24 protein-coding genes are annotated in these 25,063 nt (G+C 63.1%); 11 read left to right on the top strand and 13 right to left on the bottom strand.

Annotated elements, in window-relative coordinates:
- Positions 1-11: 11 nt before the first annotated feature.
- The gene (locus J9892_RS14685) at positions 12-515 is read left to right on the top strand and encodes a M48 family metallopeptidase (RefSeq protein ID WP_010674483.1); all 504 of its coding nucleotides are present in this window, start codon (positions 12-14) and stop codon (positions 513-515) included.
- A gap of 20 nt (positions 516-535) precedes the next feature.
- Positions 536-1,348 carry a DUF2927 domain-containing protein gene (locus tag J9892_RS14680; RefSeq protein ID WP_052258834.1) on the top strand — a complete coding sequence of 271 codons (813 nt, stop codon included), beginning with the start codon at positions 536-538 and terminating at the stop codon, positions 1,346-1,348.
- A 251-nt stretch (positions 1,349-1,599) separates the two neighbouring features.
- Here J9892_RS14680 and J9892_RS14675 read toward each other — a convergent pair whose 3' ends face one another.
- Positions 1,600-1,854 carry a DinI family protein gene (locus J9892_RS14675; protein WP_010674481.1) on the bottom strand — a complete coding sequence of 85 codons (255 nt, stop codon included), beginning with the start codon at positions 1,852-1,854 and terminating at the stop codon, positions 1,600-1,602.
- Positions 1,855-2,079: 225 nt separating this feature from the next.
- On the opposite strand from J9892_RS14675, the gene J9892_RS14670 reads away from it, so the two are divergent.
- Positions 2,080-2,349, top strand: coding sequence for a type B 50S ribosomal protein L31 (locus tag J9892_RS14670; RefSeq protein WP_039040091.1), 270 nt, complete (start codon positions 2,080-2,082; stop codon positions 2,347-2,349).
- Positions 2,346-2,471 carry a type B 50S ribosomal protein L36 gene (gene ykgO, locus J9892_RS14665; protein ID WP_010674479.1) on the top strand — a complete coding sequence of 42 codons (126 nt, stop codon included), beginning with the start codon at positions 2,346-2,348 and terminating at the stop codon, positions 2,469-2,471. The genes J9892_RS14670 and ykgO overlap by 4 nt, the downstream gene beginning before the upstream one ends.
- 68 nt (positions 2,472-2,539) lie before the next feature.
- Here the strand turns inward: ykgO and araC are convergent, their stop codons facing one another.
- The 4 genes from araC to J9892_RS14645 form a co-directional block, all read right to left on the bottom strand.
- Complete coding sequence (araC, locus tag J9892_RS14660; protein WP_201956147.1) at positions 2,540-3,451, bottom strand: arabinose operon transcriptional regulator AraC; 912 nt, start codon at positions 3,449-3,451, stop codon at positions 2,540-2,542.
- Positions 3,452-3,583: 132 nt separating this feature from the next.
- Positions 3,584-4,585 (bottom strand): L-arabinose ABC transporter permease AraH, encoded by a 1,002-nt coding sequence (gene araH / locus J9892_RS14655; RefSeq protein WP_201956144.1) that lies wholly within the window; start codon positions 4,583-4,585, stop codon positions 3,584-3,586.
- Positions 4,586-4,633: 48 nt separating this feature from the next.
- Positions 4,634-6,130 carry an L-arabinose ABC transporter ATP-binding protein AraG gene (gene araG, locus J9892_RS14650; protein ID WP_210538544.1) on the bottom strand — a complete coding sequence of 499 codons (1,497 nt, stop codon included), beginning with the start codon at positions 6,128-6,130 and terminating at the stop codon, positions 4,634-4,636.
- 66 nt (positions 6,131-6,196) lie between these two features.
- Positions 6,197-7,180: an arabinose ABC transporter substrate-binding protein gene (locus J9892_RS14645; protein WP_134997298.1), complete on the bottom strand. Its 984-nt coding sequence runs from the start codon at positions 7,178-7,180 to the stop codon at positions 6,197-6,199.
- A gap of 360 nt (positions 7,181-7,540) precedes the next feature.
- Here J9892_RS14645 and J9892_RS14640 point away from each other — a divergent pair, with 360 nt between their 5' ends.
- From J9892_RS14640 to araA, 3 genes are read left to right on the top strand one after another with little or no spacing between them, the layout of a single operon-like run.
- Positions 7,541-9,217 carry a ribulokinase gene (locus J9892_RS14640; RefSeq protein ID WP_069784458.1) on the top strand — a complete coding sequence of 559 codons (1,677 nt, stop codon included), beginning with the start codon at positions 7,541-7,543 and terminating at the stop codon, positions 9,215-9,217.
- Positions 9,214-9,912, top strand: coding sequence for an L-ribulose-5-phosphate 4-epimerase (locus tag J9892_RS14635; RefSeq protein WP_201890595.1), 699 nt, complete (start codon positions 9,214-9,216; stop codon positions 9,910-9,912). The genes J9892_RS14640 and J9892_RS14635 overlap by 4 nt, the downstream gene beginning before the upstream one ends.
- Positions 9,913-9,926: 14 nt before the next feature.
- Complete coding sequence (gene araA / locus J9892_RS14630; protein ID WP_201956140.1) at positions 9,927-11,426, top strand: L-arabinose isomerase; 1,500 nt, start codon at positions 9,927-9,929, stop codon at positions 11,424-11,426.
- Between the two features lie 71 nt (positions 11,427-11,497).
- Here the strand turns inward: araA and J9892_RS14625 are convergent, their stop codons facing one another.
- Positions 11,498-12,388, bottom strand: coding sequence for a LysR family transcriptional regulator (locus J9892_RS14625; RefSeq protein ID WP_201890598.1), 891 nt, complete (start codon positions 12,386-12,388; stop codon positions 11,498-11,500).
- A gap of 115 nt (positions 12,389-12,503) precedes the next feature.
- Between J9892_RS14625 and J9892_RS14620 the strand changes: the two genes are divergently transcribed.
- From J9892_RS14620 to J9892_RS14610, 3 genes are read left to right on the top strand one after another with little or no spacing between them, the layout of a single operon-like run.
- Positions 12,504-13,655, top strand: coding sequence for a methionine aminotransferase (locus J9892_RS14620; protein WP_161470011.1), 1,152 nt, complete (start codon positions 12,504-12,506; stop codon positions 13,653-13,655).
- A gap of 8 nt (positions 13,656-13,663) precedes the next feature.
- Positions 13,664-14,479, top strand: coding sequence for a carbon-nitrogen hydrolase family protein (locus J9892_RS14615; RefSeq protein ID WP_200163729.1), 816 nt, complete (start codon positions 13,664-13,666; stop codon positions 14,477-14,479).
- A 53-nt stretch (positions 14,480-14,532) separates the two neighbouring features.
- Positions 14,533-15,303 (top strand): ABC transporter substrate-binding protein, encoded by a 771-nt coding sequence (locus J9892_RS14610; RefSeq protein ID WP_041211345.1) that lies wholly within the window; start codon positions 14,533-14,535, stop codon positions 15,301-15,303.
- Between the two features lie 92 nt (positions 15,304-15,395).
- Here the strand turns inward: J9892_RS14610 and J9892_RS14605 are convergent, their stop codons facing one another.
- A complete protein-coding gene (locus J9892_RS14605; RefSeq protein WP_198497937.1) occupies positions 15,396-16,109 on the bottom strand; it encodes an AcvB/VirJ family lysyl-phosphatidylglycerol hydrolase in 714 nt (237 codons plus the stop codon).
- 10 nt (positions 16,110-16,119) lie between these two features.
- A complete protein-coding gene (gene mprF, locus J9892_RS14600) occupies positions 16,120-18,675 on the bottom strand; it encodes a bifunctional lysylphosphatidylglycerol flippase/synthetase MprF (protein ID WP_210538543.1) in 2,556 nt (851 codons plus the stop codon).
- Between the two features lie 219 nt (positions 18,676-18,894).
- On the opposite strand from mprF, the gene J9892_RS14595 reads away from it, so the two are divergent.
- Entirely contained in the window at positions 18,895-19,605 is a 711-nt protein-coding gene (locus J9892_RS14595; RefSeq protein ID WP_010674465.1) for a metallophosphoesterase, read from the top strand.
- A gap of 444 nt (positions 19,606-20,049) precedes the next feature.
- Here the strand turns inward: J9892_RS14595 and J9892_RS14590 are convergent, their stop codons facing one another.
- The 5 genes from J9892_RS14590 to J9892_RS14570 form a co-directional block, all read right to left on the bottom strand.
- Positions 20,050-20,331: a hypothetical protein gene (locus J9892_RS14590; protein ID WP_210538542.1), complete on the bottom strand. Its 282-nt coding sequence runs from the start codon at positions 20,329-20,331 to the stop codon at positions 20,050-20,052.
- On the bottom strand, positions 20,328-21,614 hold the full coding sequence (locus J9892_RS14585; RefSeq protein ID WP_210538541.1) for a reverse transcriptase/maturase family protein: 1,287 nt from the start codon (positions 21,612-21,614) through the stop codon (positions 20,328-20,330). The genes J9892_RS14590 and J9892_RS14585 overlap by 4 nt, the downstream gene beginning before the upstream one ends.
- A 2-nt stretch (positions 21,615-21,616) precedes the next feature.
- A complete protein-coding gene (avd, locus tag J9892_RS14580; protein ID WP_043162866.1) occupies positions 21,617-21,961 on the bottom strand; it encodes a diversity-generating retroelement protein Avd in 345 nt (114 codons plus the stop codon).
- Between the two features lie 63 nt (positions 21,962-22,024).
- Positions 22,025-23,581: a hypothetical protein gene (locus J9892_RS14575; protein WP_210538540.1), complete on the bottom strand. Its 1,557-nt coding sequence runs from the start codon at positions 23,579-23,581 to the stop codon at positions 22,025-22,027.
- Positions 23,582-23,647: 66 nt separating this feature from the next.
- Positions 23,648-25,063: DUF1983 domain-containing protein (locus tag J9892_RS14570; protein ID WP_210538539.1), on the bottom strand; the 1,416-nt coding region annotated here is incomplete at its 5' end.

Genomic DNA, 25,063 nt, shown 5'->3' with positions numbered 1-25,063 from the left:
AGGGAAGAATCATGGCGGAGCTGACTTATCTGGGGGGCTATCCGGAGCCACTCAAGGCTCAGGTACAGCAGTTGATTGCGGCGGGCAAACTCGGCGAGATGCTGGCCAAACGCTACCCGCAAACCCACCTCGTCCAGAGCGACAAGGCGCTGCTCGCCTATACCATGGAGCTGAAGAACCGCTACCTGAAAAGCTCGGCGCCGCTTTCCAAGGTGATCTTCGACGGCAAGATCAACGTGATCAAGGATGCCCTGGGACTGCACACCTATGTCAGCCGGGTGCAAGGCAGCAAGCTCAAGGCCAAGAACGAGATCCGCATCGCCGCCCTGTTCAAGGAGGCCCATCCCGCCTTTCTCAAGATGATAGTGGTGCATGAGCTGGCCCACCTGAAGGAGAAGGATCACAACAAGGCTTTCTACCAACTCTGCCAGCACATGGAACCGGACTATCATCAACTGGAGTTCGATCTCAGGCTCTGGCTCACCTGGCGTGATATCGAGCGTACCGCCCGCTGATCCCCTTGCAAGGAGGCAAGATGCGCCCATGGCACACACCTCTCCAGCCCGTTCGCCATGGGCACTGGTTGCTCCCGGGGCTGATGCTCTGGCTCTTCTCCCTGCCGCTGTCGGCCACCGAACGCTGGCAGCGTGATGACTACCTTGTCCAGAGCTTCATGGAAATCGCCATGAAACGGGAGTATGGCCATGAACAACAGGAGCACTTCTCCCGCTGGCCGGGCCCCGTGCGTCTCAAGCTCGTCAACGAATTCGGCGACAAGCCGCTGCAGGCCGAGGTCGTCAAGGTACAGACCCGTCACCTGAGCAGGATCACCGGTCACCCCATCGAGATTGTCAACGACAACCCCAATCTCACCCTCATCATGACCCGGCACAAACAGATGGCGAGCTGGGCTGCGCGCACCATGCGCCAGGACGAGTCGGTGCGCATCGCCCTCAAGGAGGGGATCTGCCTGGCCAATTTCGCCACCAACGCTCGCTACGAGATCACCCGTGCCACCATCATCATTCCGGTGGATTACAGCCGGGCAAAGGGCCGTTTTCTGGATTGCGTGGTGGAAGAGCTGAGCCAGGTGATGGGGCTGCCCAACGACTCGGACAAGGTGTTCCCTTCCATCTTCAATGACAGCAGCATCGACAGCTTTCTGACCGGGCTCGATTACGTGTTGCTCAGGCTTGCCTACCACCCGGCATTGCAACCGGGCATGACGGCGGACGAGGTACGCGCGGCGCTCCCCACCGCCCTCAAGGCACTGCGTGCCAATGGCGACATCGCACAGGCCACCCAACGGGTGCAGGTCGACAGCCTCAAGCGTTGGGCGGGACTCTGAGCGCAGCCAGAAACATTACTCTTTCGCCTTTCGCCTTTCGCCTTTCGCCTTTCGCCTTTCGCCTTTCGCCTTTCGCCTTTCGCCTTTCGCCTTCATGGTCATGCGCTTACCCCATCAACGCAACACGCAGCCCGAGGCTGCGTGTTTTGAAGAGCGGTTCGGCAAAGCCGGTACAGGGATCATCATCCGGCTGGAGGTTCCTCCTCGCGCCCTGGCGGATCACGACGATGTTTGCCGCTGAGAGCTTATCTTCAGGCCTCCAGAGCCTCTTCTTCCGGCATCCAGCTATCGGCGTTTTCCCACACCTCCTGCACCATGGCTTCGGCCAGCTCCTTGTCTTCCTTGCTGGCGCGACTGACCGTCAGAGCCATGGCACTACCCGGTGCCACCCGCACATGCAGATCGGGAAAGCGCTCACCCAGTTGCTTGAGCAGCTCCTGGCGCAAGGCCTCCATGGTCGAGGTGGGAATCTGGTGTTTTCTGTCGATGATGATTTCCAGGCGCATAAGGTACGTCTCCATGATAGTTTACTGTATTTTTATACAGTAATTTTGAAAAGTAAAGATGGTGGCTGCACATAGGCCCTCACCGCCCATGCCTTCTTGCTGACGATGTGCAGCCGAACGGCCCCGATTTTCCCCCATCGCTGTCATCATGGAAAAAACAGTTGATATTAATTCTCATCCATCGCATTATTCACGTCTTGTTATAACATAACAAAAGAGGCAATCATGCGCCCCCATATTCACCCTGAATACCGCAAGGTTCTGTTCCACGATCTCGCCAGCAATACCTACTTTCTGATCGGCTCCACGCTGGCCACCGATCGCACCAGAGAGTGGGAAGATGGCAACACCTACCCCTATGTGACGCTGGATGTCTCCAGCGCGTCCCACCCCTTCTATACCGGCAAGCAGAAGCAGGTCGGCAAGGAAGGTCAGGTCGCTCGCTTCGGCCAGCGATTCGGTCAGTTCTTCAGCAAAGGAAAAGAGAAACAATGAAAGTCCTCGCCTCCCTGAAATCCGCCAAGTCGCGTCACCCGGATTGCCAGATCGTACGTCGACGCGGCAAGCTGTTCGTCATCTGCAAGAGCAATCCCAGGTTCAAGGCTCGTCAGGGCTGATTGCGCATCCGCCCCTCATGGATAACAAAGGCCCTCGTCATGAGGGCTCTGTCATCTCTGGGCTCTGCTCACAGCGGGGTGGCGCACTTGCGGTATTCGGTGGGGCTGACCCCTACCCGCTTTCGGAACACCCGCGAGAAGTAGAGCTGATCGTCATAGCCCACCTGCTGGCCTATGGTGGCGACCGACAGCGGCGTGGTCTGCAGCAGCAGCTTGGCCCGCATGATGCGCTGATCCTCACGCCAGCGCACTATGCTCACCCCCACCTGCTCGCGAAACAGGTGCGCGAGGCGCGAGGGGGACAAGAACACCTGCTCCGCCAGCGCTTCCACCGAGATCTCGGCCGAGAGGGACTCGCTCAGGATCTGGCACGCCTCGTGGACCCGGTGATCGATGGCGGGATAGGCATTCTGGGACGATGCCTCGTAGCAGCGGATGAGCAACCGCTCCAAGAGGTTCATGGCCAGTTGCTCCGACATGGGCCGCAGCTGCTTGTGGGTCTCCTCGATGTCGAGGAAGAGGGCGTCGAATTCGGTGAGCAGCTGGTTGTCCGCCAGTTGCAGTCGCCCCACCTGCTCCGTCACATGGGGCCATTTGAGCCAGTCAGCCCAATAGGCCCGCGGCCGGAAATAGACCCAGCGGTGATACCACTCCCGGGCATCCGGCGCCCGGCCGTAATGGTGCACCGCCGCTGGTGGAAAGAGCAGCAGGTCGCCGGGTTCCACGGTGAAGGCCTTGTCCCCCTGAAAGATCTGCCCCTTGCCCTTGATGGTCAGATTGACGATGAACCCCTTCATGCCGTGGGGCCTGTCGATGGTGAAATCCAGCGCGCTCCCCTGCTCGATGGGAGTCATCCCCGAGACCAGGAAGACGTCGAAGGCGTAGCCAGGCAGCAGGGGATTGAGTTGTTTCGGCTTCTCTTTTTGCATCGAGGACATGGCGGAAAACAGGGTTTCGGTAAAAAAGTCGACATGGGCCATTGTAGAGATCCGGCGTAGGAACCCCCTATGTTCGCAAGCTGTTCGTTGTGAAATTGTTGAACTGGCTCACAGCTTGCCGGGGAAAACACCGGGCCGGCGCGAGGCCGGCCCGGTGACGAGGAAAGACATCGCTCAGATACGGGCTTTGCGCACCTGCTTGTAGCGGTCGAACAGCACGGCGGCGAGCAGGATGAGGCCACGCACCACGTACTGGGCAAACGGGGAGATGTTGAGCAGGTTCATGGCGTTCTCCATCAGCCCCAGGATCAGCACCCCGGCGATGATGTAGGAGATCTTGCCGATCCCCCCCTTCATGGAGACCCCACCCAGCACGCAGGCGGAGATCACCACCAGCTCGAAGCCGATGGAGGTCATGGGCTGACCCGAGGTCATGCGGGATGCGAGGATGATGCCGGCGAGCGAGGCGATGAGCCCGGTCATGGTGAAGATGATGATCTTGGTGCGCACCACGTTGACCCCGGCCAGACGTGCCGCCTCCTCGTTGCCCCCCATGGCCAGGGTATTGCGCCCGAAGGTGGTCTTGTTGAGCAGCAGCCCGAACAGCACGAAGCAGACAGCCGTCAGCCAGATGGGCGTCGGGATGCCGAGCAGGGCGGAGTTGCCAAGCTCGAAGAAGCCCTCCTCCACGATGCCCACCGCCTTGCCGTCGGAGATGATGTAGCCCACCCCGCGCGCCATCTGCATGGTGGCAAGGGTGGTGATGAGGGCGTTGATCTTGAATTTGGCCACGACGATGCCGTTGATGAGGCCAAAGACAAGGCCCACCGAGAGACCGGCCAGAATGCCGAGGGGGATGCTCTCGGTGGCGTTGATGCCCACCGCGCAGGCAACCCCTGAACAGGCCACCACGGAGCCCACCGACATGTCGAACTCGCCGGAGGCGAGGCAGAACAGCATGCCACAGGCCACCATGCCCGACATGGAGACGGCAAGCCCGAGCCCCCGCATGTTGATAAGGCTGGCGAAGTTGGGGACCAGCACGCAGGCGAGCAGGAACAGGATGGCGAAGATCACCAGCATGCCGTACTGATCCCAGATGCGGGTCAGTTGCAGGCGGGTACCGCTCGCCGCGGTTTCGTTGGCGGCTTGGCCGACCGAGGTCGTTGTTGTCATGGTATTTCTCCTGAAAATTCCGGGTGCTATCTCGTTGCGGTCAGCGGGTCAACGGGCCGGCATGGCCAGATTGAGCGCCTTGACCTCGTTGGCCTCGTCGTGGGAAAGCTCGCCGGCGATCTCCCCCTCCCGCATGACCAGGATCCGGTCCGCGATGCCCAGCACCTCCGGCAGCTCGCTCGAGACCACCACCACGGCGATGCCCACCTTGGCCAGATCGTAAATCACGTTGTAAATCTCGTTCTTTGCCCCGACGTCAATGCCTCGGGTCGGCTCGTCGAGCAGGATCACTTTCATGTCTTCCGACAGCCAGCGCCCCAGAATGGCCTTCTGCTGGTTGCCGCCGGAGAGGTTCATGATGGCCTGCTGGGGAGACGGGGTCTTGACCCGCATGTCGCGGATCCGCAGCCTCGCGTTCTCGTCCTCCCACTTCTGGTTGATCCAGAAGCCTCCCCACGCGTGGTGGCGGCGGGCGCTGATGTTGATGTTCTCCTGCACCGAATGGATGGGGATGATGCCGAGCGCCTTCCTGTCTTCGGTGCAGAGCATGATGCCGCTGCGAATGGCGTCGATGGGGCTCTGAATGACCACCTGTTTGCCAAACACCGATATCTCGCCCCCTCGAGGTGTCTCGGCGCCGAAGATAAGCTTCATCAGCTCGCTGCGCCCGGCCCCCACCAGCCCGAAGATGCCGAGGATCTCCCCGCGTTTCACCTCGAGCGACACCGGCGCCTTGAGGCCGGGTCCCATCAGGTGTTCCACCTTGAGGCCCGCCTCGCCAAGCGGCCTTGGGCTGTAGCCATAGATGTCGGTCAGCTCGCGCCCCACCATGGTCTTGACCAGCAGATCCCGGTCCACCTCGGCCATGGAAGCGAAAGTGCGCACGAACTGGCCATCCTTGAACACCGTGATGGCATCGCACAGGGCGAAGATCTCGTCCATGCGGTGGGAGACGTAGAGAATGACCTTGCCCTCGTCCCGCAACTGGCGGATGACCCGAAACAGCTGCTCAATCTCGCGGGACGAGAGGCTGCTGGTCGGCTCGTCGAAGGCGATGACGCTGGCGTCCCGGGTCAGGGCCTTGGCGATCTCCACCATCTGCCACTGACCCAGGGACAGGTACTTGAGCGGCGTCTCGGGGGAGACATCCATCCCGAGGCGTGCCAGCTGCCTGGCTGCATCCTGATAGAGCTTCTCCCGATCGATGACGCCGCGCCGGGTCGGCAACTGCCCCAGGTAGATGTTCTCCGCCACGCTCATTTCAGGGACCAGGTGCAGCTCCTGATAGATGATGGCAATCCCGCTCTCAAGGGCATCGACCGTGTTTTGGAACACTTTCTCCTGACTCGCCAGCTTCACCACCCCGCGGGTGGGCGCCTGAAAACCGCTCAGGATCTTGAGCAGGGTGGACTTGCCGGCCCCGTTCTCTCCCATCAGCGCGTGTACCGTGCCCTGCTGGCAGGCGAAGGAGACGTTCTGCAGCGCCTTGACGCCGGGAAACTCCTTGCTGATGCCGCAAAACTCCAGATATGGAACTTGATTCATGAGATGACTCCAGCCAGCCGGCACGGCGCACTCCGCCATGCCGGCATGGGTATCAAGGGATGGGGATCACAGCCCTTTCTTTTGCAGTTCGGCCTTGAAGTTGTCGCGGGTGATGAGCACCACGTCGGTCACCTCGGTGAACTTGGCAGGCTCGGCGCCGTTGACGACCCAGTCATGGAGCATCTGGATGCTCTTGTAGCCGTGTACGTCCGGGCTGGGCAGCAGGGAGCCGAGGAAGCCGGTGGCGCTGGACTTGGAGAGCTCGTTCACCGCATCCACCCCGTTGATGCCGATACCGATGACGTTCTCCGCCTTGAAGCCCTGCCCTTCGGTGGCGCGCACGCCGCCGAGCACCGTGTTGTCATTCATGCCGACGATGAGCCAGTTCTTGACCTCGGGGTGTTGCACCAGCATGGAGTTGGCGGCATCCAGCGCCCCCGGAATGTCGTTGCTCTTGGTGGGCGCGCGGAAGATCTGGCCCTCGGGGAAACCGGCGACCTTGAGCGCGCCCAGGGAGCCCTCGACCCGGCGACGGGCGGTGTCGAGCTCGTCGGCGGTGATGGCGAGCACCCCGGTGGCCTTCAGATCCCACTGGCGCTTTTGCATCTCCTTGTAGAGCTCCTGCCCCTGACGCTCGCCAATCTTGGTGGCGGCCATCATCACCAGCGGCACCTGATCCATGGGCTGGCCCTTGGCGTTGACGAACTGGTCATCCACCGTGATGACCTTCAGATCCATGCTGTTGGCCTTGGCCATGATGGCGGCACCGAGTTTGGGATCCGGGGTACAGATGACGAAGCCCTTGGCGCCATTCGCCGCCAGACTGTCGATGGCATTGAGGGTCTTCTCCCCGTCGGGGACGGCTATCTTGATCACCTCGAAGCCCAGATCCTTGCCCGCCTTGTCGGCGAAGTTCCACTCGGTCTGGAACCAGGGCTCCTCGGGCTGCTTGACCAGGTAGCCCAGCTTCAGCGCTTCGGCCGAGAAAGCAGAATTTGCCATACCAAGGGCGAACCCCATCGCGATCATGCCTTTAACGATTTTGTTCATGCGAATGTCTCCAACGGTTCTATCAATCCATGTATCCACGCAGTGCTGCTCGTTGAGTCAATCAAGTCGCAGCCATATAAAAACATGCTTAAACAGGACGTTATTGTTGTTGCTGGTTGAGCGAACCAAGTTGTAATCGTTTTCACAATTAAAAATGGAGAGCAGGATCACGCCATGAGATTGCAGCCATTTCGTCTATATAATTAGCAATTTCGTCACATATTGAATTTTAGAGAGCCGTCACCCTGTCGCACTGACAGCGTTAAAATCCATATTTCCAGCAGCCAATGGCTAACCGCCCCTCCTGCCCATCTCCTATGGTTCCCCCCAGTCACCCCTCATTGATGGTCAGGAGCACTTATGTCTGAGCACATCGTCATCGGACTCGATTTCGGCAGCGACTCGGTCAGGGCACTCGCCGTGCGCTGCCAGGACGGCGCCGAGCTGGCGACCCATGTCGTCTATTACCCGCGCTGGCAGGCAGGCCACTACTGCCAGCCGGTCAACAACCAGTTCCGCCACCACCCCCTCGACTATCTGGAGTCCATGGAGCAGGCAGTGGTGGCGGTGGTGAGCCAGCTCACGCCGAGTCAGCGCACCGCCGTGCGCGGCATCGGGGTGGACAGCACAGGCTCGACGCCGGCCCCCATCGATGCAGAAGGGCGTGTGCTGGCCCTGCGTCCGGAGTTTGCCGACAACCCCAACGCCATGTTCGTGCTGTGGAAGGATCACACCGCCATCGAGGAGGCGGAGGCCATCACCGCCCTGTGCCACGGCGGCCAGTTCCCCGACTACAGCCGCTACATCGGCGGCATTTACTCCTCCGAGTGGTTCTGGGCCAAGATCCTGCACGTCTCCCGCGCCGATGCCGCCGTGCGCGCCGCCGCCTGCAACTGGGTCGAGCTGTGTGACTGGGTACCCGCCGTCCTGAGCGGCACCGAGGCCCCGGCCACCCTCAAGCGCGGGCGCTGTGCCGCCGGCCACAAGTCCCTCTGGCACCCGAGCTGGGGCGGCCTGCCCCCCGCCGACTTCCTCAATGCGCTGGATCCCCTGCTGACGGAGGATCTCGACTTCCCCCTCTTTACCGACAGCTGGACCGCCGATCTCCCGGTCGGCACCCTGACCCCGGAGTGGGCGGAGCGGCTGCACCTCTCCTGCGAAGTGGTGATTGCCGGCGGCGCCTTTGACTGCCACATGGGGGCGGTGGGAGCCGGGGCCGGCAACAATGCGCTGGTGAAGGTGATAGGCACCTCCACCTGCGACATCCTGATCGCCGACGAGGCCACCATCGGTGATCGGGCCATTGCCGGGATCTGCGGCCAGGTGGATGGCAGCGTGGTGCCGGGCATGGTGGGGCTGGAGGCGGGACAGTCCGCGTTCGGTGACATCTATGCCTGGTATCAGCGCCAGCTCGGCTGGCCCCTGGACAGCCTCGCCGCCCAGTATCCGGAGCTTCGCACCGCCATCGAGCGCCACAAGCAGGCCCTGTTACCCAGCCTCGCCGCCGCCTGGGATCAGCAGCGCGACCTGGCGCACCTGCCGGTGGTGCTCGACTGGTTCAACGGCCGGCGCACCCCCTATGCCAACCAGCGCCTGCAGGGCACCCTCACGGGGATCAACCTCGGCACCGATGCCCCCGATCTTTTCGGCGCCCTGGTGGCCTCCACCGCCTTCGGTGCCCGCAGCATCATGGAGTGCATGACCAGTCAGCAGGTGCCGGTGGAGCAGGTGATCGCCCTTGGCGGCATCGCCCGCAAGTCCACCACCGTGATGCAGACCTGCGCCGACGTGATGAACAGGCCTATCCAGGTGGTGGCCTCGGATCAGTGCTGCGCCCTGGGGGCGGCCATTTTTGCCGCCGTGGCGGCCGGGATCCATCCCGATGTGGCCAAGGCCCAGCACCACATGGCGAGCGCCGTGGAGCGCACCCACCAGCCACACCCCGAGCGGGTCGCCGAATACGAGCGCCTCTACCAGCGCTACCTCGCCTGGGGCGCCGCCGCCGAACCGCTCTACAACCGGGGGGTGCCGGCATGAACTTCAAGATCCTCAAGGAGCAGGTGCTCGCCGCCAATCTGGATCTGCCGCGCCATGGCCTGGTGACCTTCACCTGGGGCAACGTGAGCGGCATCGACCGAGAGCGCAATCTGGTGGTGATAAAGCCAAGCGGCGTCAGCTACGAGCGGATGCGGGTCGAGGACATGGTGGTGCTGGATCTGGCGGGCAAGCAGGTGGAGGGCGCCTTGCGCCCCTCCTCCGACACCGCCACCCACCTGGTGCTCTATCGCGCCTATCCGGAGCTTGGCGGCGTGGTGCACACCCACTCCACCCATGCCACCGCCTGGGCCCAGGCGGGGCACCCCATCCCCATTTTCGGCACCACCCAGGCCGACTACTTCCACGGCGAGATCCCCTGCTCCCGCCTGCTCACCCCGGGCGAAGTGGAGGAGGACTACGAGGGGCTGACCGGTCATCTCATCGTCGAAACCCTCAAGCAGACCCCCATCCTCACCATGCCGGGGGTACTGGTGGCCAACCACGGCCCCTTCAGCTGGGGCAAGAGCGCCGAGGATGCAGTACACAACGCCGTGGTGCTGGAAGAGGTGGCCCGCATGGCCTGGCTCACCGGCCAGATCAACCCGGGGGCCCGCCCCCTGCCCGATTACCTGCTGGAGAAGCACTACCAGCGCAAGCATGGCAAACACGCCTATTACGGCCAGACAAAAGCCTAAAAGAGGACAAACTCATGGAATTGATGAAACAGCTGGAAGTGTGGTTCCTGGTCGGCAGCCAGCACCTGTATGGCGCCACCACATTGAAGCAGGTGGCCGATCACGCCCACACCATCGCCAGCCAGCTCAACGAGGGGGCGAACCTGCCCCTCAAGATAGTGCTCAAACCCACCGGTACCACCCTCGATGAAATCAGCGCGGTGGCCCGGGATGCCAACCACGACCAGCGCTGCGCCGGGCTCATGGTGTGGATGCACACCTTCTCCCCCGCCAAGATGTGGATCCCGGCGCTGAGCCAGTTGCAAAAGCCCCTGCTGCAGTTCCACACCCAGTTCAACCGGGATCTCCCCTGGAGCGAGATCGACATGGACTTCATGAACCTGAACCAGACCGCCCACGGCGGGCGCGAGTTCGGCTTCATGGGGGCCCGCCTGCGGCTGCCCCGCACCGTGGTGGTGGGTCACTGGCAGGATGAAGAGGCCAGACAGAAGATTGGCAACTGGATGCGCATCGCCGCCGCCATCCACGACAGCCGCCACCTCAAGATTGCCCGTTTTGGCGACAACATGCGCAACGTGGCGGTCACCGAGGGCGACAAGATTGAGGCCCAGATCCAGTTCGGCTATCAGGTGAACTACCACCCGGTCGGCGACCTGGTGAAGGTGATCGACGCCGTGCCCGACAGCGACATCGAGGCGCTGCTGGCCGAATATGAGGCGACCTACACCCTGACCGAGGCGGTGCAGGCGGGCGGGGTGCTGCGTGCATCCCTGTATGAGGCGGCGCGCCAGGAGCTGGGGATGAAGAAGTTCCTCACCGACGGCGGCTTTGGCGCTTTCACCACCACCTTCGAAGATCTCTATGGTCTGCACCAGCTGCCGGGCCTCGCCTGCCAGCGCCTGATGGAGCAAGGCTTCGGTTTTGGGGCAGAAGGGGACTGGAAGACCGCGGCCCTCTTGCGCACCCTGAAAGTAATGGGTGCAGGCCTGCCGGGGGGTGCCTCCTTCATGGAGGACTACACCTACCATCTGGAAGCGGGCAACAACCTGGTGCTGGGGGCCCACATGCTGGAGGTCTGCCCCTCCATCGCCGCAGGCAAACCCGTGCTGGACGCCCAGCATTTAGGCATAGGCAAGAAGGCCGATCCGGCCCGCCTGCTGTTCGCGGCCCCGGCGGGCAAGGCGGTCAACGCCAGCCTGATCGATCTGGGCAACCGCTTCCGTCTGGTGGTCAATCAGCTGGAAGTGGTGGACCTGCCAGAGGCCATGCCGAAACTCCCGGTGGCCAGCGCCCTGTGGAAACCCCTGCCGGACCTGCAGACCAGTGCCGAGGCCTGGATCCTCGCGGGCGCCGCACACCACTCGGTGTTCACCCAGTCGGTGGATATCGAGCAGCTGCGCACCTTCGCCGACATCATGGGCATCGAGTTTGTGGTCATCGACGAGCACACCCGCATCCCCGCGCTCAAGGAGCAACTGCGCTGGAACGAGGTCTACTACAAGATCTGCCAGTGACCCTTTAATCGGCCAGCGGCCATCACCATGACAACAGCCCCGCCCGCGGGGCTGTTTCATTTCGCGTCCCCTCAGGGATGACCCTCCCCCTCCAGCAGCCAGTGACAGACTCGCTGCACCCCGTGGCGCTGGCTGTCGGGCCGGGCGAGCAGGGCGTATTCGTGATCCGTCTCCAGCACGGGAGCAAAGGGGGCGACCAGGGCGCCGCTCTCCAGCTCCTCGGCCACTATGGTGGGATCCCCGAGAGAGAGGCCAAACCCCTGCAGCGCAGCATTCATCGCCAAGTCCAGGGTATCGAACAGCTGCCCCCCCTGGGGCTGCCAGGGGATGTCGAGGAAGGCGGCAAACCAGTTGCGCCAGTCCCGCCTATCGGCGCTGGCATGGATGAGGGGCAGCAGGGGCAGCTCGTTCAGGTCGCGCTCGCACAGACGATGCTTGGCAGCAAACGCCGGGGCGCAGACCGGGGTCAGCCGTTCCCGAAACAGGGGCTGGCTGTGGGGATAGCGCCCCAGGCAGGGCTGGTAGACGATGGCGAGATCGAAGGGCTCCCGGGAGAAGTCGATGCCATGGCTGTGGCTGCCACGCACCTCCACCGCCTCCCCCTCGAACGCCTGCAACCGCCGCAGCAGCCAGCGGCTGGCGCAGGAGGGCACCTTGATGCTGATCGCCTGCTCGTGGGGCAGGGCCTGCAAGGCGCTGAGCCCCTCCCCCATGCGAGCCAGCCCTTCACGAACGAAAGGCAGCAGCCGCTCGGCGGCCGGGGTCAAGGTGAGGCAACGGGTGCCGCGCACGAACAGCAGGTGGCCCAGGCGCGCCTCCAACTGGGCGATCTGCTTGCTCACCGCCCCCTGGCTCACGCACAGCTCGTCGGCGGCCAGGGTGAAACTCAGATGGCGGGCAGAACACTCGAAGACCTGCAGGCCATAGAGAGGCAACTGAGTACGCGACTGGGTGGACAACATGACAAGCCTCCATGCTTGAGAAAAACTCATGCATACCATGCCGAATAATCCGTTGTCCGGCAAGCCTTGGGGGGGCTAAAAAGGGACCTCTTTCACACACGCAGGTGACGGCCCCATGTCCATCCCCCAGGTTTCCAGCAAACTGCCCCAGGTGGGCACCACCATCTTCACCGTGATCGGGGATCTGGCCGCTCGCCACCCCAGCATCAACCTCTCCCAGGGGGCGCCGAGCTTCCCCTGCGATCCCGAGCTCATCCGGGTGACCCACGAGGCCATGCTGGCCGGTGAAAACCAGTACGCCCCCATGACGGGGCTGCCTGCCCTGCGCGAACAACTGGCGGCCAAGATTGCAGCCAGCTACGGCCATCACTATGACGCGGGCGAGGAGATCACCATCACCGCCAGCGCCAGCGAAGCCCTGTTCTGCGCCATCACCGCCCTGGTTCACCCCGGCGACGAGGTGATCATGTTCGAGCCGGCGTTTGACAGCTACCGCCCCATGATCCAGTTGCAGGGAGCCACCCCTGTGGTGATCGCCCTCAAGGCGCCGGATTTCGCCATTCCCTGGGACGAGGTGGCCGCCCGCATCACCCCCCGTACCCGCATGATAGTGCTCAACACCCCCCACAACCCCACCGGCACCGTCTGGCAGGCAGGGGATCAGGAGCGCCTCGCCCGCCTGGTGCGCGGCACCGACATCCTGATCCTCTCGGACGAGGTGTACGAGCACGTGGTGTTCGACGGCGCCCTGCACCAGAGCGTCATCCGCTATCCGGAGCTGGTGGAGCGCTCCGTCGCCGTCTTCTCCTTCGGCAAGACCTTCCACGTCACCGGCTGGCGGGTGGGCTACTGCGTGGCGCCCCGTCCCCTGATGGAGGAGATCCGCAAGGTGCACCAGTTCGCCATGTTCGCCGCCGACACCCCCATGCAGTACGGCTTCGCCCACCTGTTGCAGCAACCGGCCCACTATCAGGGGCTGGCAGCCTTCTACCAGCGCAAGCGCGACCTGCTGACCTCGGCCCTGGCCGGTTCGCGCCTGACCCTGCTCCCCTCGGCGGGCAGCTTCTTCATGCTGGCAAGCTACGAGCGGGTAAGCGACGAGCCGGACAGCCTGTTCGTGCAGCGGCTCATCCGCGATCACGGGGTCGCCACCATTCCGGTCTCCGCCTTCTATCACGACGGCACGGATCAAAGAGTCATCCGTCTCTCCTTCTCCAAGGATGACGACACCCTGCTGGCGGGCGCCGAGCGCCTGTGCGCCGTCTAGGGGGCACCATGGATTCACTGCGCGTTGCCGTCCTCCAGATGGTCTCCGGGGATAACCTTGACCACAACCTGGCCCAGGCAGAGGCGCTGCTGCGTCAGGCGGCGGCCGAGGGGGCAGAGCTGGCCCTGCTGCCCGAATACTTCTACCTGATGCCGGTTGATGAGCGGGCGCGGGTGGCCCTGGCCGCCCCCGTTGGCGATCACCCCCTGCTGGCCTGGGTACAGGGGCTGGCCCGGGAGCTCGGCGTCTGGATCCTGGCCGGCACATTGCCGCTTGCCAGCCACGAGCCCGGCAAGATGCACAACAGCAGCCTGCTCATCGACCCCCAAGGGCAGCTCGCAAGCCGCTACGACAAGCTGCACCTGTTTGGCTTTTGCACCGGGCAGGAGCAGTATGACGAGGCCGCGACCATGAGCCCGGGCCGGGAGGTGGTGAGCCATCCCCTGCCCTGGGGCGTGCTGCGCCTCGGGATCTGCTACGACTTGCGCTTCCCGGAGCTGTTTCGCCTGGGGCCCGCCCCCGATTTCATCGCCCTGCCCGCGGCCTTCACCCACACCACCGGGCTCGCGCACTGGGCGCTGCTGCTGCGGGCCCGGGCGGTAGAGAACCTGGCCTTCGTGTTTGCCAGTGCCCAGGGGGGGCACCACCCCGGTGGGCGGCGCACCTTCGGCCACAGCATGATCATCGATCCCTGGGGCCGGATACTGGCCCAGGTAGAGGAGGGTCAGGGCATGGCCATCGCCACCCTGGATCTGGCAGCACAGCGCACGGTGCGCAGCCAGTTGCCGGCCCTCACCCATCGCAAGATAGCCGTCGGCCCTTGAGGCCGGCACCCTTTAGCACGCTAGGAATGACACCACACTTCAAGGGACTGACCATGAAACTCAACACACTGATGATGCTGATGGCCCTGGCCACCGCCGGCCAGGCCGCCGCCAAACCCCTGGTGATCGCCACCGATGCCACCTATCCCCCCTTCGAGATGGTCGACAGCAACGGCCAGCTCGGCGGCTTCGAGGTCGATCTCGCCTATGCCCTGTGCGCGGCCATGAAGACCGAGTGCGAGGTGATCAATCAGCCCTGGGATGCCCTGCTGCCCGGCCTGCAGGTGCGCAAGTACGACGCCATCATGTCCTCCATGAACATCACCGACGAGCGGCGCCAGAAAGTGGACTTCAGCCAGGTCTACTACATGATGCAGAACCGCTTCGTGGGGCGCAGCGACAAGGCGGCCGACTTTGCAGACGATCCGGCCCACTTCAAGGGCAAGGTGATCGCGGTGCAGGAGGGCACCCCCCAGGACAACTTCGTCACCGCCCGCTATGGCGAGGTGGCCAAGATCAAGCGCTACGTCAACGCCCAGTCCCCCATGCTGGATCTGCAGTCCGGCCGCGCCGACTACACCTTCGGCAACATGGTGCAGTTGAAGGTGGGCTTCCTCGACAAGGAGATGGGCAAGCAGTTCGCCTTCGTCGGTCCCCAGTTCAACGGCACCCAGGACAAGATCCTGGGAGAAGGGGTGGCGGTGGCCCTTCGCAAGCACGATGACAAGCTCAAGGCCCGCTTCGATGCCGCCATCGAGAGCGTCAAGGCCGACGGCACCTTCAACACCCTGCTCAAGAAGTACCAGCTCGAAGATCTGCTCTGATCCCGGCATGCCGGCCCCCTGGACAGTTGCAAGGGGCCATGGCAACAGGGCGGCCATTGGCCGCCCTGTGTCGTTTTCCCGGCCTCTCGCCGTTATTGGGCCAGGCCCAGGTGCCCGGCAATCTCCTGATACAGGGTCTGGTAGTTGTCGTCGAAGTGGTGGGAGCCCGGCAGGGTCACCGTCGTCACGTTCGGCTGCTGCAAGCGCGGACAGAGTTTGACCGGGGAGTCGTCCTCCGCTCCCTGCACGCAGAGCAGCGGCAGAGTCTGGATCCGTGTCACCTCCGGCAGGGTGGGATAGCGGCCCCCCTTGTCGTGCACCACCATGTCGCTGACGTGGATCTCGAAATCCGACGCGGTCGAGGGGGAGAGCATCACGGCCCCCGCCAGGCTGTCGCGATAGGCCGGCGGCAGACGATTGATGACGAAGGGCACTATCTCGGCACCAAAGGAGAAGCCCACCAGCAACCAGCGCTGGCGCCCCCAACGGGACTGGTACTCGGTGAGGATGCGCACCAGATCCGCCGTCGCCTGCTCCGGCGTCTTCTTCTTCCAGTAATAGGAGAGCGAGCTCCAACCCACCACCGGCATGCCGTGGGCCTGCAACTGGGCGCTGAGCCCCTTGTCCAACGCCGCCCAGCCGCCATCCCCGCTCATGAAGACCACCATGGGGGCAGACGAGGCTTGCACTACCGGCAACTCCACCAGCCCCAGATCCGCGCCGACCCGCCCCGGCTGGGCGGCCACTGCCGGCAAGGTGAACGAAGAGACGAAACAGCAAATCAACAGCAACAACATGGCTCTCATGGGCCAACTCCTATTTCTTCATGAGCCCGAAGGGGCCGCGACTGATGAGGGAGACGAGGTGGGTCAAGGTGCGGGGCAGCACCAGATGACCGGTACAGAGCAGGTAGCGGGGCTCCCACCTTGGGCCGAACTTCTCCTTGTAACGCCGCAATCCCTGGAAGTTGTAGAAACGGCTGCCCCGGGTGAACAGGGTGTTGCCAAGGCGGGCCCAGTAACCGCCGAGGGGGTTGTCGTTGAAGCCTGACATGGGGGCCATCCCCAGGTTGAAGCTGGCATACCCCTCCTGCTTGCCCCACAGCAGGAGCTCGACAAACAGGAAATCCATGACCGGCGCCGCCCCCGTGTCCAGGCTGTAGCGCATCAGATCGATGGAGAGGCTCTCCTTGTTGTCGCTGGTCCAGAGGTTGGCAAACCCGACGATCTGCCCCTCCCGCCGCACCAGCGCCATCGGGTTGAGGGTGAGGTAGGCGGGATCGAAACTGCCCACGGAGAAGCCCTTCTCCCTGCCCTGCTTGCTGTGCAGCCAGCTGTCGGAGATCCCCTTCAACTCGGGCAGCAGGGGGGCAATCTCACCGGGGGCCACCACCTCGAAGCGCAGCCCTTCCCGCTTGCCCTTGGCGTGGCTCTGGCGCAGGTTGCGCAGGCGACTGCCGGCAAGTTCGAAGCTCGGCAGATCCACGATGGCCTCCTCCCCCAGCTTGAAGGGGATGAGCCCGAGATCCAGATAGACAGGCAGATATCGGGCCGACACCTGGTAGAAGACCGGGCTGACGTCGTGCTCGTCACAGCGCTCGCGAAACTGCCAGAGCAGCTCCTCCACCAGGGAGGGCTGGCCGACGGGATCCCCCATCACTATCCAGCTGCTGCCCTCGGCCCCGTACATGAGGAAGGCCTCGCCGCTTGGGTGGAACAGCAGGGACTTGTCCCCGAGCTGGGCCAGGTAGCCGTGGCCTCCCCCTGCCCGCATCACCAGCCCATGGGCACGGGAGAGCGCCTCGGCATCCGGCTTGCAGGCGGCGAGGCGCAAGGGCGCCAGCAGATGGGCCACCCCGACCACCGCCAGCACGCCGATGACGCTCCCCATGGCGCGCAGGGCACGGGAGGCGGCCCCGGGCCCGTGGGCCGAGACGTGCAGCCAGAGGGAGGGGTCGTACTCCACATGGCGGTAGGAGAAGAGCAGCAACCACAAGGCCCCCAGCAGCACGGCCCCCACCGACATCAGCCAGGAAGGGGTAAACCGGGCGTGAAGCAGGGAACCCTTGCGATAAAAGAGAGGGCGGCAGGGGGTGATGATGAGCAAGAAGCCCCCGAGCAGCAGGGCCGACTCCCAGTCAAACCCCTTGAACAGGGAGAACAGCATGCCAAGCCCCAGCAGCCACTGGGTGATCCTGAATGCCCCGTCATGACGGCGGTAGAGGCTGTGGGCCAGCAACAGCAGCAACACGCCGCTGACGCTGCCGAGCACATGGGAGAGCTCCAGCAAGTGCAGGGGCAACACCTCCAGGAAGGCTTCGATCCGCCCCTTCATGGTGGGGATCATCCCGGAGCAGAGCAGCAGGGTGCCCGCCGCGAAGGTACCCATGCTCACCAGGGCGGGCACAAACTCCCGGGTCGCCATCATCACCCCCTGCAGCCGGTGCAGGCGGGCCCGCTGTTGCAGCAGCTCCTGACCTGCGAACAGCAGCAGAGCACAGAGGAAGGGCAGGAAGTAGTAGGCGCAGCGGTAGATAAGCAGGGAGGCGAGCAGCTTGTCCACCGGCAGATAGTGGGTGAGCAGCAGGCTCACGCTCGCCTCGAAGACCCCGATGCCCCCCGGCACATGGGCCAGCACCCCGAGCAGGCTGGAGAGCACGAAGGCACTGAGCAGCACCGGATAGGGCACGCTGCCCGATGGCAGCAGCACATAGAGCACGGCGGCGGCGGCCATCCAGTCGAGCAGGGCGATGAGCAGTTGCAGCAGGCGGTATCTGATGCGCGGCAGGAACAGCGGGTGCCCGCGCCAGACCAGGGCTGTCCCCGGCCACACCAGATACGCCAACACCGTCAGCAGGGCCAGGCCCCCCGCCAGTTGCAACAACCCGGTCGCCCAGCGGGGCCAGTCCACCAGCAGGGCCGCCCCCTGCCCCAGCAGCAGGGCACTGCCCCCCCAGCCCAGCAGACCGAGGAAGAAGGTGATGGAGCAAAAGAGAATTACCCTGGCCACCTCCCCGGTGCCAAGCCCCAGGGAGGAGTAGAGCCGGTAGCGTACCGAGGAGCCGGTGAGCAGCGCAAAGCCCAGGGTGTTGGAGAAGGTGTAGGCGATGAAGGAGGTCATCCCCACCTGCTGCCAGGGCAGGCGTTTGTCCAGCACCTTCAGTGCCAGCAGATCATAGCAGCAGAGGCAGCCATAGCTGAGCAGGGTGAGCAGCAGGGCGCCCCCCAACTGCGGCAAGGGTTGTGACCAGATGGCCTGGCGGATGTCGTGCCAGTGCCACAGGTGGGTCAAATGATAGAGGACGGTCAAGGCCGCCCCCAGCAGCAGCAGGCTGCACAGGGGGCCTATCCAGATCAACAGCTGACGCCGCATTCAAGATTCCTGTCAAAAAGCGTGGAGAAAGAGAGCCTCCGAAAGCGGGCGGACAAGGCGCCCTCCCGGAGTGACTCCCCCACAGGCGGCGCGTGACGCCGCACGTTCACGGGGGCAATCCTATGATTTACCAGGCCCTGCCCGCTCGCCACTTTTCTTCTGTAACCTTATGTACAGGCAGACAAAACATCCCCGTCCGGGATAGAGGCAGGAGACGCCATGACACCCTCCCCCCTGATAAGACGCTTCCCCCAAAACGCCCTGGGGCGCGATCTGGCCGTCGGCGACATCCACGGCCACTTCGCCCTGTTGCAGCAGGCCCTCGACACCCTGGATTTTGATCCCGCCCGGGACCGTCTCTTCAGCGTCGGGGATCTGGCGGATCGCGGGCCCGAGTGCAGCGAGGTGATCCACTGGCTGGCCAGACCCTGGTTTCACCCGGTCTGCGGCAATCACGACGACTACGTCTGCCGTTACGAGAGCTGCGATCGGGAGAACTGGATCCGAAACGGCGGCGGCTGGTTTCAGCACCTGACCCCTGCCGAGCAGGCGGCGTTCGCCGTCCACTACCGCAGCCTGCCCCTGGTCATCGAGGTGGCCACCCCGGCCGGTCCGGTCGGGCTGCTTCACGCCGATTGTCCCTTCTCCTCCTGGCAGGGGCTGCTGGACCAACTCGATGCCGGGGTGAGCGGCGGACGGCTTCGGGCCATCAAGAACGTCTGCCTCTGGTCAAGGCGCCGTATCGAACGGCTGGACGAGAGCGGGGTCGCGGATCTCGCCGCCCTGGTGGTGGGCCACACCCCGGTGAGGGAGCCGGTGCGCCTTGGCAACGTCCACTACATCGACACCGGCGGCTGGTATCCCGAGGAGGGCGGCTACTTCACCCTGCTGGACCTCAATACCCTGACCCCTCACTTTCCCCTGCCCTGAGCCGGACCGATGGGATGATCAGGCTCACGGACAACGCCCACTGCCCATTAAAGCGCCAGGCGAACGCCCCGGACTTCGCTCTGCCAGCGCGATGGTTTACCATGCAGGCAATTGCGGTGCATGGCACCCCCACCCAGGCGCCAGGCGCCGCCGTCATCGGACACTCCTTTCGAGCAACATGAGCACATCAGCGCACCCGGCCAGCGGGCCCACGTTCTATTTCCACGATTATGAGACCAATAATTAATTAATTGAAATTAATTAACTAATTCCCTCCGCATCATATTCTGTACCAGATTTGGTACCGTTTTTGTCTGTGAGCTATTCAGGCTCTGTGAGCGACCCTGCACTAAGTTAAACCTCCATCACTAACTGGATCGATTTTTTGCGCCCAGCCCAGCATCACGGCGACCACGCTCGCCGTGATGGGCTCGAGACGGACGATCACTCTTCCGCCCCACGGGCCACCGGGTAGCGCAGCTTGATCTCCGCCACCTTGTCGCGCCATGCCTGCTCGGCCGCTGCTGTCTTGTCGTATTGCCACTCCAAGAAAAGGGGGTCGGACTCCGCCACGTAGGCACGCTGGCGGCGCGACCGTTGCCCCTCTGTCAGCTCATAGTTGTGCTGGGCGAGCACGGAGGCTATGACCTCCTCACTCATGCCCAGCTCCGCCATAAAGGCCGGATCGTAGTTGTCGTGTGTTTCGCCGTCGTATAAGTAGCTCATCTATTTGCCCCGCTCGAAATGTTAAACAGGCTGCAGCGCAGCCGCCAGGTGTTTGCGTGCGCGGCGTGCGCACACCACGATTGGATGCATGGTCGGCAGTCGCCTGCCGTTAGCCTGCCTGCCGCTATCGCCCGTTTGAAGCGGCGCAGCTTGTAGCGGATGCGCTTGATGCTGTTTTTGCGCAACAGGCGGTGGGTGGGGTAGATGCGGTAGCCGAGGAAGTCGAGCGCCCTGCCGTTATCCGGCCCAACCGGGAATATCTGGGTCTTGCTGTTAGTGGTCAGGCGCAGCGCACTCCACAGGAACTGCTCGATGCGCGCCCGCCACGCCTGCAGCTGCGCCTTGTCGTGATGCAACACCACAAAATCATCCATGTAGCGGATGTAGTACCGGATGCCGAGATCGTGCTTTGCGTAGCGATCCAGCTCGTTGAGATAGAGATTGGCAAACAGCTGACTTGTCAGGTTGCCGAGCGGGATCCCGACACCCGGCCGCCCTGGGCTCGAGTCGATAATGGCATCGAGCAGCCTGAGCGTGCGATCGCAGTGGATGTGGCGGCGCAAGATCGCCTTGAGGCGGGCGTGATCGATGCTGGCGAAATACTTGCTGATGTCCGCCTTCAGGCAGAATAGTGGGCCGTGAGCTTGCCTGATCGCCCGCATCCAGCGCTGCGCCCTGTTTGCCCCGGCATGTACCCCCTTGCCTTTGCGGCAGGCGTAGCTATCGAATATAAAGCGCGGGTCAAGCGTTGGCTCCAGTACATTCATGATCGCCCGGTGGACAACTCGATCCACGAAGCGGGGTGCCGAGATCAGGCGCTGTTTCGGCTCAAAAACATAAAAATCCTCGTATCCGCCGGGCTGATAGCTGTCGTGCAGCAGATGATTGTGGGTGTCGTGCAGGTGCTCTTCCAGGCGCTGCATGTAGCGCAGGGCGGCGGGCGAGGTGCGTTTTCCGCACAGGCAGCGCAGGGCAGCCTGGTGCAGATTGTCAAACGATATGATTTGGTCGTACATGAGGGCCTTAAAGTCGGCGGCCCGGCGCACCGGTGCCGCCTGTTCAGTTTTTCGGCGATAGCCGAGGCATCGACATCCCTTTGATAATGCACTGGACAACGCCCCGTGAGGTGTTGCCTTCTGGCTGCTGCCAAAGGCGGGGCGAAACCCAATGTTCGTGTTCGTGTTCGCGCGTGAATTGTTCAGATTGAGCGCAGCCAGGCCAGCGTTGGCCCCGTTGTTCCAATTGCCGCCACGATACGGGAGTCGCATGATGTCGGAGCCCATGATTAGGCGGCTCGCTCGTATTTGAGCCAGCCGCCGATCATCCTGCCGATCTCGAGATTGAGACCGCTCCAGTGCTGATATTTGTTGATGGGTAGATAGGTCAGGTCTTTGGCCAGCCTGATCTGGTTTTGCAACACCGCCAGTTCGACATCGAGATCGGTGAGCGTGGTCTTCTTGTGATAGCGCTTCGCCGCCGTAATGACGAGGCGCAATAGCGTCAACATGCTGGTCCTGATCTCGGCCGCCAACACATGCTTCTCTGACTTCGGAAACTGGCGCAGGGCGATGTGCCCATACTGCATCATGTCGCGGATCCGCTGCTCTATAACGAGCGGTTGTTTATCCATTACATCCTCAATAGCCAATTAAGCGCCACTACCGTGGCGCCAACAAAACCCAAGGCGCAAGGCTCAGGCAAAGGCGGGGCGAAACCCAATGATCGTGCTCGCGTTCGCGCGTGAATTGTCCAGAGCGAGCGCAGCCAGGCCAGCGCCGGCCCCGTTGACCCAAGCGCCGCCACGAAACGGGAGTCGCTCGCCGAAGTTACGCATATAAATGCGGCCCTGTGGCAATGCATTGGCTGGCTCCAGCAGCAGCCGCTTCATCGCCTGATTGCTGACGTAGCCGCCCGACTTTGTCATTGCTCGCCACTCTACGTTGGCTGAGTTGCCTGCGTTGGCGTTGTCTCCGATGGCTCCCAGTCTGTTGTTGACTGCGTTGGACAGGATGGCCGATCCACCGGTTGGTGTTGACGCATCAAGAAACGCATCAGCGAACGCCCAGTCAACTTCGGCCTGGGCGTTGTAGGCAGAAATCTTAAAGCGCCCATCTTGCAGCAGAAATCCGTCCTGCCACTCCCAGACGTTGCCGACCAGATCCGCAATCCCGCCCAGCGTGCGAGTATGCGTCGCCTCGGACCCCATCGAGCCGGTCTGGGTTCGCCCCGTGCCGGCTGTATCACCCGGCGCTCTATTGTCGGCCCGATCGCCTACCATCCAGGTTTTGGCGTGGCTGCGACCCCAGTTGGTGTTTCCGATTGGCTCGTAGCCGTTGGCCATGCACCACAGGGCGATTGCCGCCCATTCGTGCGCCGTCATCAGATGCCAGCCTGCGCCTTTTGCACTACAGGCGTTGCGGGCGGCGGTGTGATCGAGCGAGGCGCGGGGATCTTGCCGCGGCGCGCTGACAGCGCCGGAGCCGGACGCAAGATAGGCGCCGATGAATATCTCGCCCTTGATGCTGCCGCTGCCAAAATCGAACGCCGTCACATCGCCAGTGCCCATATCGGCAGTCATGCCCAGGTCGGCGTAGCTGAAGCGCGGCAGCACGAACATAGCATTGGCGTTGCCAGCGCTGTCGCGAATGATGGTCTGGCGGCCGCCGGTTGCCCGCTCCAGGGCGTAGCGCTCCGCATCGAGGATGGTGGCGCCGCCCACGCGCATCAGCGAGCCGGTCCCGGCTTCGGCCGTGGCATTGGCGGCCGCAGCGGCGCGATCCGCTTCGGTCTTTGCCCGGTCGGCTTCGACCTTGGCGCGGGCCGTCTGCCCCTCTCCTTCGCTGGCCACCTTCTTCCAACTGGGGATGGTGACGTTGGCGCCGGTGTCCGGGTTGAGGATGGCGACATCCCCCGAGCCGGTCAGCCAGGTCATCATGCCGTCGAACCAGGCGCGGTATTTGGCGACCAGGGAGGCCAGGTCGGCGGCAAACTGGCTGATGGTCGAGGTTCGGGTGATGTCGATCCGGTACGCCTGGTTAGCCAGAGTGCCGCCGCGATAGGCTTCTACCAGGGTGAGGCTTTCATCGCTGACCACGGTATCCACTTCATAGGCGAAGTTGTCCGGGCCATAGAAGGTGTGCCCCTTCTGAATGGGAAGGGTGCCGGTTTTCCATTTGGTGCCAAAACCGGTGACGATCTTGCTGCCATTCGTCACCGTCACGTTGCCGGTGCGCTGCCAAAGTCCTGCCATTGCAAAGTTCCTTGAAAAAATAACCCGGCACAGGGCCGGGTTGTTGTGGTGGCGATTTTCCGCCTATTACTGAGTGAACACCATGGCGACCGAGCCGCGCACTCGATAACCGCCCGTGAAAGCGATGGTAACGGAGGTGACCTGGTTGGGTGGGATCACCACCGTTCGGCCACAGACGGTACTGGTGAAACTACCTGACCCGGTTGCAGATACCGAATCCGAGGTGGGCGAGCCATTAACAGTGATTGAGCAAGATGCAGAGTTTGTGATCTCCTTGTCAGCGTGATCTCCACCCCCTCCCTGGGTACTACCTCGCGCATAGATTTCTATGCCCGAGATCACCAAGTTTCGGGTGCGGGAAAACGCCGGGATGGTAAACGAGATCCGATCGCTGGCGACGTAGGACTCCAGGGCATAGACCCGCGTCACATCGCCTTCAATCTGGTTAACGCTCAGTTTTCCCAGGATCTGGCAGTTCTCCCGCATCACCACGTTGTTAAACGTGCCGCTGTTGGCATTCACCTCGCCGGTAAACGAGCCGGCGGCCGCGTACAGCTTGTTGGTGCGGATAGTGCCATCGGCATAGATGATGGTGTGCCACCCCTCGCCCCAGCCGCTATAGGGACCACCCCGACCAAAGCCGGCATTGCCGCCCTTGAAATCGCTGTTCACGATGGTGGCCGCGTCGAGGTTGGTCACCTTGATGTACTTGGCGATCACGTTGCCGATCTCTGCCGTGTCCATCAATGCGTGGTTCATATAGACGGTGCCGTTTTTGACGACGAATGGATTGCGCTTGGAGGTGACCCCCGCGGCGCGGGAGAGCACGGCAAACACATCGGCGTCGATCACGAACGAGCTCAACACCGAGCCGTCAGCGTTGAGCGTGACAGAGAGGCCAAAGCCCCCGCCCTCGCCGTTGACCTGCGCCTTGGTGTACCAGCCCGCCGACACCTTGCCGGCGGTGTCAGCTTGCGCTTCTGCCACGGTCTGCACGGCGGCGCTCAGGGTCTGTCCCTGCTGCGTCACCTGGGCCTGCACCGTGTCTACACGTTGGCCGAGGGCGCTATCAGCATCAGTGCGCGCCTGCTGCTCTGACTGCACCGCAGAGGACAGAGTCTGCCCCTGCTGCGTCACCTGCGCCTGCACCGTGTCGACTCGTTGGCCCAGGGCAAGGTCGGCATCACTCAGGGTCTTGCTGGTCTGCTGCAGGGCTGCGTTGGTCTGCCTGTCTCCCTCCTGGTACTCGGTCTTGAGTTGGGTTATCTGCTGGGCGGTCGACTGCTCCACCCCGGCGATCACTTCCCTCACCTCCGTCAGCTCGGCAGCGGTAGCCGCCGCTTCGCCAGCGAACTCTGCCCGGAACTGGGTCACCTCTCGGGCCAGTGCCTGGTGTTCATTCGCCTGCGCCTCCTGGCGTTGGGTGATCTGAGCGCGCGCCTTGCGGTTGCGGGTTTCGCCTTCTTCATCCGCCAGGGTGTT

The organism is Aeromonas sp. Prich7-2, from assembly GCF_017939255.1.
Taxonomy (GTDB): Bacteria; Pseudomonadota; Gammaproteobacteria; order Enterobacterales; family Aeromonadaceae; genus Aeromonas; species Aeromonas caviae.
This window is presented reverse-complemented; position numbering and strand designations above follow the sequence as displayed.

Bases quoted from the DNA above. Each gene is read 5' to 3' on its own strand.
- J9892_RS14685 (WP_010674483.1), top strand. From the start codon at position 12: ATGGCGGAGCTGACTTATCTGGGGGGCTATCCGGAGCCACTCAAGGCT.
- J9892_RS14680 (WP_052258834.1), top strand. From the start codon at position 536: ATGCGCCCATGGCACACACCTCTCCAGCCCGTTCGCCATGGGCACTGG.
- J9892_RS14675 (WP_010674481.1), bottom strand. From the start codon at position 1,854: ATGCGCCTGGAAATCATCATCGACAGAAAACACCAGATTCCCACCTCG.
- J9892_RS14670 (WP_039040091.1), top strand. From the start codon at position 2,080: ATGCGCCCCCATATTCACCCTGAATACCGCAAGGTTCTGTTCCACGAT.
- ykgO (WP_010674479.1), top strand. From the start codon at position 2,346: ATGAAAGTCCTCGCCTCCCTGAAATCCGCCAAGTCGCGTCACCCGGAT.
- araC (WP_201956147.1), bottom strand. From the start codon at position 3,451: ATGGCCCATGTCGACTTTTTTACCGAAACCCTGTTTTCCGCCATGTCC.
- araH (WP_201956144.1), bottom strand. From the start codon at position 4,585: ATGACAACAACGACCTCGGTCGGCCAAGCCGCCAACGAAACCGCGGCG.
- araG (WP_210538544.1), bottom strand. From the start codon at position 6,130: ATGAATCAAGTTCCATATCTGGAGTTTTGCGGCATCAGCAAGGAGTTT.
- J9892_RS14645 (WP_134997298.1), bottom strand. From the start codon at position 7,180: ATGAACAAAATCGTTAAAGGCATGATCGCGATGGGGTTCGCCCTTGGT.
- J9892_RS14640 (WP_069784458.1), top strand. From the start codon at position 7,541: ATGTCTGAGCACATCGTCATCGGACTCGATTTCGGCAGCGACTCGGTC.
- J9892_RS14635 (WP_201890595.1), top strand. From the start codon at position 9,214: ATGAACTTCAAGATCCTCAAGGAGCAGGTGCTCGCCGCCAATCTGGAT.
- araA (WP_201956140.1), top strand. From the start codon at position 9,927: ATGGAATTGATGAAACAGCTGGAAGTGTGGTTCCTGGTCGGCAGCCAG.
- J9892_RS14625 (WP_201890598.1), bottom strand. From the start codon at position 12,388: ATGTTGTCCACCCAGTCGCGTACTCAGTTGCCTCTCTATGGCCTGCAG.
- J9892_RS14620 (WP_161470011.1), top strand. From the start codon at position 12,504: ATGTCCATCCCCCAGGTTTCCAGCAAACTGCCCCAGGTGGGCACCACC.
- J9892_RS14615 (WP_200163729.1), top strand. From the start codon at position 13,664: ATGGATTCACTGCGCGTTGCCGTCCTCCAGATGGTCTCCGGGGATAAC.
- J9892_RS14610 (WP_041211345.1), top strand. From the start codon at position 14,533: ATGAAACTCAACACACTGATGATGCTGATGGCCCTGGCCACCGCCGGC.
- J9892_RS14605 (WP_198497937.1), bottom strand. From the start codon at position 16,109: ATGAGAGCCATGTTGTTGCTGTTGATTTGCTGTTTCGTCTCTTCGTTC.
- mprF (WP_210538543.1), bottom strand. From the start codon at position 18,675: ATGCGGCGTCAGCTGTTGATCTGGATAGGCCCCCTGTGCAGCCTGCTG.
- J9892_RS14595 (WP_010674465.1), top strand. From the start codon at position 18,895: ATGACACCCTCCCCCCTGATAAGACGCTTCCCCCAAAACGCCCTGGGG.
- J9892_RS14590 (WP_210538542.1), bottom strand. From the start codon at position 20,331: ATGAGCTACTTATACGACGGCGAAACACACGACAACTACGATCCGGCC.
- J9892_RS14585 (WP_210538541.1), bottom strand. From the start codon at position 21,614: ATGGGCTCCGACATCATGCGACTCCCGTATCGTGGCGGCAATTGGAAC.
- avd (WP_043162866.1), bottom strand. From the start codon at position 21,961: ATGGATAAACAACCGCTCGTTATAGAGCAGCGGATCCGCGACATGATG.
- J9892_RS14575 (WP_210538540.1), bottom strand. From the start codon at position 23,581: ATGGCAGGACTTTGGCAGCGCACCGGCAACGTGACGGTGACGAATGGC.